Source organism: Sphingobium sp. IP1 (assembly GCF_002708645.1).
GTDB classification, from domain to species: domain Bacteria; phylum Pseudomonadota; class Alphaproteobacteria; order Sphingomonadales; family Sphingomonadaceae; genus Sphingobium; species Sphingobium yanoikuyae.
The window spans coordinates 1-5606 of the sequence record NZ_NOIW01000186.1; the positions used below are offsets into that span (position 1 = coordinate 1).

Sequence of the window (5606 nt, forward strand, 5' to 3'; positions counted from 1 at the left end):
ATACCGCCAAGTTCGGCCAGCCCGAGGTGAAGCTGGGCGTGGCGCCGGGCATGGGCGGGTCGCAGCGCCTGACCCGCGCGGTGGGCAAGGCCAAGGCGATGGAGATGTGCCTGACCGGCCGGATGATGGGCGCCGAGGAGGCTGAGCGCGCTGGCCTGGTCGCGCGGATCGTACCGGCGGCCGAGTTGCTGGACGATGCGCTCAAGACCGCCGCCGCGATCGCGGCGATGCCGCCGATGGCGGCGATGGTGAACAAGGAAATGGTCAATATCGCGTTCGAGACCAACCTGGCCCAGGGCATTTTGACCGAGCGCCGCCTGTTCCAGATCCTGACCGCGACGCAAGACAAGAAGGAAGGCATGACCGCCTTCGTCGAGAAGCGTCCGGGCGTCTGGAAGGGGCGCTGAGGGATCCTTCTTCGAAAAGAAGAGGGCATGCAATTTTTTGATCCTCCCCGGGCCAGGCCTGGGGAGGATTTTTTGTGCGCGCGTGCGAGGGAACGGGCATTGATTGCGAAATCTCAATGCTTTGAGGGGCCTCGTTGCGCTTGAGAAATCATCATAAGCGCGTGGTGGATTTTCCCAAAGGGCTCGTTTCAGATGACAATTGGATGACATGATCTGCGGTCGCCCGAAGGGATGATCGACAGGCCAGGGTCCGGGGAGGAACGGCGCGATAGCTCGAAGGGGCGGGCGCTCCTGATTGGCGCGAACTGCCCTTTTGCAGGGCCTACAGGGAGCCTCTATGTCTTCGATTTCGTCTGTCCGTCGCGTTTCGCGCGCTGCGCTTCTGCTTGCCTGCTGCACCGGCGCGCTGTCATCCGCCGCCCTGGCCCAGGAAGCGGCACCGGCGGATGAGGATAGCACGATCACCGTGACCGGTCGTCGTATCTCGCAATCGTCGGAAGCGATCGGCGAAGACAAGATCAACAATGTCGTCGCCGTCACGCGCGAGGCGCTGCTGTCGGCGCCGTCGGGCATTTCGGGCCTGAAGATGCTGGAGCAACTGCCCGGCTTCAACGTCCAGACCGATGGTGCGCTGGGCCTCTATGAATTTGGCAACAGCGTCCAGACCCGCGCCTTCAACCTCGACCAGATCGGCTTCGTGGTCGACGGCATCCCGACCGGCCGCAGCGACGCTTTCGGCGGCAGCCCTGTCTTCCGCTATGTCGACAATGAAAATCTGGGCGTGGTGGAAGCCTCCGTCGGCGCCGCCGATGTCGGCCTGCCAAGCTATTCCAGCCTCGGCCCGGTGGTGCAATATAACAGCATCGCCCCGCAGGAGGAAATGGGCCTGTTCGTGTCGCAGAGCTTTGGCGACAATAATATGAAGCGCACCTTCATCCGCGCCAGCACTGGCCGGGTTGGCCCGTTCAAGGCCTATGTCAGCCGCACCAAGCTGGACAGCGACCTGTGGCGCGGCCCTGGTTCGGTCGATCGCGAACATTGGGAAGGCCAGATTCATGCCGATCTGGGCGGCGACAGCTGGGCGCGCTTCAAGTTCGTGTCGAATGACTTCTTCGACTATGACTCGCCGACGATCACCCGCGCCCAATATAATTGCACGGTGAAGAGCGTGGTCGGCGCCTGTGGTCGCGATTTCGCCTATATCGAGAATGTGCCCAACACCACGACCGGCTTCGCGCCGACGGCGGCGGGCGTCTATTATTCCAATTCCAACTACACCAATGTCTACAACCTCGCGATCAACGTGCGGAAGGACAAGCTTTATGGCGGCACCTTCCACCTGGGTATCGCCGACGGCGTCTGGGCGGAATCGACCCTCTATTATGAGGACAAGAATGGCTACGGCGTCTCGCCCGACAGCTATAGCAACTCGCTGAGCCGCTACACGGCACAGGCGGCCGCCGGTCTGGACGTGACCGCGCCCAAGGGCGTGCAATATGGCCGGTCGGGCGTCGGCGGCGATCGCTATGGCGTGACCACCAAGCTGCACTGGGAAAGCGGCAATAATGTCGTGGAAGGCGGCATCTGGGCCGAAGTCGACAAATATCACCGCACCCAGGCGCGCTACAACACGATGGATGGCGCCCCCGATGGCGAGCCCAATCTGGACGAGTTGGTCTATCTGCGCCGCGACTATCGGTCCAAGCGCGACACGCTGCAGATATTCCTGAAGGACACGCTCAAGCTGATGGATGACCGGCTGGTTCTGGATGCCGGTTTCAAGGGGCTGATGCTGGACTACAGCCTCGGCGGCTATCGCGATTTCGACGACTATTATCGCGTCGTGGGTGGCACGGCGGTCGCAGGCTGGGGGCCGCAGTATAACACGGCCCATTATCGCGACATGTTCCTGCCGATGGCCGGCCTGCTGTTCAAGATCAACGAACGCAGCCAGATATTCGCCTCCTATGCCGAGACGATGGCGCTGCCCAAGGGCATGGACGATATCTATGCCGTGACGCGTACCGGCACGTCGGCGCTGGTGCCCCAGCCCAAGGCAGAACGCTCGCTGAATATGGAAATCGGCTTCCGCACCAATCAGGGGCAGCTCTACGCCTCGATCGCGGGCTATTACACCAAGTTCAAGAACCGCATCCAGTCGATCACCACTTTCCAGGAAGGCGGTGGCAGCACCACCGAAACCTTCTACCAGAATGTCGGCCGGGTCGAATCCTATGGCGTGGAGGCCAGCGGTACCTACAAGCCGGCCTTCCTCAACGGCCTGGCCTATGCCAACGCCAACGTCACCTATAACAACGCCAAGTTCCAGGACGATATCGTCGCGTCGGTCACCTATGCGACCTCCGGCAAATATATCCCCGACAGCGCCAAGTGGATCGTCAGCGGTGGCGTCACGATCGAGCCGGCAAGCTGGCTGGTCGCCAACATCAGCGGCAAATATACGTCGAAGCGCTGGTCGACCTTCACCAACACGGCAGGCTCCAGCGTGCCGGCCTACACCGTGTTCAGCGGCTATGTGGATATTGGCGACGGCTGGAGCTTCGGCCCGGTGAAGAGCATCAAGGCGCGCTTCAACGTCGACAATATCTTCGACAAGGACACGCTGTCCTACATCTCCTCGTCGGTGACGGGCGACGGTGCCTTCCGGCCGCTGTCCCCACGCACCTTCCAGTTCACCATTTCGGGCGAAATCTGATGCGGAATGCTTATCTGATGGGGGCAGCGCTGGTCGCGCTGCTCCCGATTGCGGCACAGGCCCAGCCAAAATCTGCGACGGGGGGCGTGTCGAAACAGGTTTATCAGCTGCACCAGAAGCTGATCACGCTCGACAGCCATCTTGATACTCCGGCCTCGCTCGACCTGCCCGACTGGTCGATCGACGAGGAGCATGGCGTCCATAGCGACTATACCCAGGTCGACCTGCCGCGGATGAAGAAGGGCGGCCTGGATGGCGGCTTCTGGGCGATCTACACCGGGCAGGGGCCGCTGACGGTCGAGGGCTTCCGCAAGGCGCGCGATTTCGCGCTGCTGCGCGGCATGTCGATCCGATCGATGGTGGCGGCCGACCCCGACAATTTCACGCTGGCGCTGGAGGCGAAGGACGCCGCGCCGATCGCCGCAGCGGGCAAGCGCATCGTCTATATGTCGATCGAAAATGCCTATCCGCTCGGCGAGGATATCTCGCTGATCAAGACATTCTACGACATGGGCGTGCGGGTGTCGGGTTTTGCCCATTTCGCGCATAACCAGTTCGCCGACAGCTCGACCGATCCGTCGAAGAAGCCGCGCTATGGCGGCCTCAGTCCGCTCGGCAAGGAATTGCTGAAGGAAATGAACCGCCTCGGCATCGTGCCCGACGCCTCGCACAGCTCAGACCAGGTGCTGGACGATCTGCTGGCGCTGTCGACCACGCCGGTGCTGCTGACCCATTCGGGTTGCAAGGCGGTCTATGACCATCCGCGCAACATCGATGACGATCATCTGAAGGCGCTGGCGGCCAAGGGCGGCGTGATCCAGATGAACGCCTATGGCGCCTATCTGCGCGCATCCAAGCCCAATCCCGAGCGGCAGAAGGCGCTGATGGCGCTTTACAGCCAGATGCGGGAGGACGCCAAGGTTTCGCCCGAGGCGCGGGCCGCGATGCTCGCCAAGCGGCAGGAGATTGACCGGCTCTATCCCGACACCGACCGGCCGACCTTCGACGATTTCATGGCGCATATGCTGCATGCGCTGAAGGTTGTCGGCCCCGATCATGTCGGCATCGGCCTCGATTGGGACGGCGGCGGCGGTGTCGTCGGCATGGAGGATGTGGTCGATCTGCCCAAGATCACCGATGCCCTGCTGAAGGCCGGCTATAGCGAGGCTGACTTACAGAAAATCTGGTCCGGCAATGTGCTGCGCGTGCTGGCCGCGGCCGAGGCGGGCAAGCAGAAATAAGGACTTGTGCCGGACCGGCCGTTGCTGGTCCGGCATGAAATCTTGTTAAGCCAATCGACGGGGGCGCTCCGGCCCGCTAAGGGGAGTCGGCACCAGAAAGGAGCGGTCGCATTTCGCCCATGCAGCACAAGCCGAAGCGCAGCCGGGCAATCGCCCTGCCGAACAGCGAGTTTCGCGCCCGCGCCACCGAATATCTCGATTTCCTCGCCGCCTGGGTGAAGAAGCCCCGGCAGACCGCCTCGGTCGTGCCCAGCAGTCGCTATCTGGCGCGGCTGATGGTGGCCGACATCGATCCGCAGGGCGGCCGCGTGCTGGAACTGGGCGGGGGCACGGGCGTCTTCACCCGCGCCATCCTGGAAACCGGCCTGCCGGCCGACCGGCTGGAGGTGGTGGAGATCAACCCCGCCTTCGCGCGCGGGCTGCGGCGTCATTTCCCCCATGTCTCGATCCTGGAGACGCCGGCGCAGATCGTCTCGGTCGCCGCCACCGGTGGCCCCGGCGACTATCAGACCGTGGTCAGCGGCCTGCCGCTGCTGGCGATGGACCGCGCGATGCATATCGACATATTGTCCGAAGCTTTCCGCATGCTGAAGCCGGGCGGTAGCCTGGTGCAGTTCACCTATTCGACGCGACCGCCGGTCAGCCGTGCGGTGCTGGACCAGCTAGGTCTGGAGGTCGTCCGCGCCGGCCATACGGTGCGCAATTTCCCGCCGGCAACCGTCTTCCGCTTCACCCGACGGGGCGAATGATCGGGACAAGAGAAAAGGGCCGCATCGGATGATGCGGCCCTTCCTGTTTCTGCCTCAGTAGAAGGCGCCATAGACGACATCGACCACGCGGCGCGACCGGACCTCGACCAGCAGCAGGTCGGGGCCATAGCGGATCCAGCGATAGCCATAGGGCGGCGCGCCCAGGCCCAGGCGCCAATAGTCGTTGTAATAATAATAGCTGGAGAAGAAGACCGCCGGCAGGAACAGGCCGACCGTCCAGCGCCGATAGCGATAGCCATGGGGATAGCGGAAGGCCGGGCCGGGGATCGGCCGGAAATTGGGCGGACGGCCGGCGCCGGGGCGATGCGGCTGGCCTGGCCGTGGTGGCTGGACGCCCGGACCACCGGGACGCGGCGGCTGGGGCGAAGGGCCACCCGGTCGGGGTGGTTGAACTGCCGGTCCACCTGGCTGGCCCGGACCGGGCGAAGGTTGTCCGGGGCGGGGCGGTTGCGGGCGAGAGGCACCGGGCCGG

5 protein-coding genes are annotated in these 5606 nt (G+C 63.6%); 4 read left to right on the plus strand and 1 reads right to left on the minus strand.

What is annotated here, in order from left to right; genetic code table 11:
• The 4 genes from CG471_RS28740 to CG471_RS28755 form a co-directional block, all read left to right on the plus strand.
• On the plus strand, positions 1-407 hold a 407-nt coding region (locus tag CG471_RS28740; RefSeq protein WP_257211728.1), incomplete at its 5' end, for an enoyl-CoA hydratase-related protein.
• 337 nt (positions 408-744) lie between these two features.
• Positions 745-3123 carry a TonB-dependent receptor gene (locus CG471_RS28745; RefSeq protein WP_099234537.1) on the plus strand — a complete coding sequence of 793 codons (2379 nt, stop codon included), beginning with the start codon at positions 745-747 and terminating at the stop codon, positions 3121-3123.
• Positions 3123-4364, plus strand: coding sequence for a dipeptidase (locus CG471_RS28750; RefSeq protein WP_099234538.1), 1242 nt, complete (start codon positions 3123-3125; stop codon positions 4362-4364). The genes CG471_RS28745 and CG471_RS28750 overlap by 1 nt, the downstream gene beginning before the upstream one ends.
• 119 nt (positions 4365-4483) lie before the next feature.
• Positions 4484-5113, plus strand: coding sequence for a class I SAM-dependent methyltransferase (locus tag CG471_RS28755; RefSeq protein WP_099234539.1), 630 nt, complete (start codon positions 4484-4486; stop codon positions 5111-5113).
• Between the two features lie 54 nt (positions 5114-5167).
• On the opposite strand, the gene CG471_RS28760 is transcribed toward CG471_RS28755, so the two are convergent.
• A partial coding sequence (locus CG471_RS28760; RefSeq protein ID WP_099234540.1) for an RcnB family protein occupies positions 5168-5606 on the minus strand: 439 nt, incomplete at its 5' end.

Excerpts from the sequence above, each read along its gene's own strand:
- CG471_RS28745 (WP_099234537.1), top strand. The coding sequence starts at position 745 with ATGTCTTCGATTTCGTCTGTCCGTCGCGTTTCGCGCGCTGCGCTTCTG.
- CG471_RS28750 (WP_099234538.1), top strand. The coding sequence starts at position 3,123 with ATGCGGAATGCTTATCTGATGGGGGCAGCGCTGGTCGCGCTGCTCCCG.
- CG471_RS28755 (WP_099234539.1), top strand. The coding sequence starts at position 4,484 with ATGCAGCACAAGCCGAAGCGCAGCCGGGCAATCGCCCTGCCGAACAGC.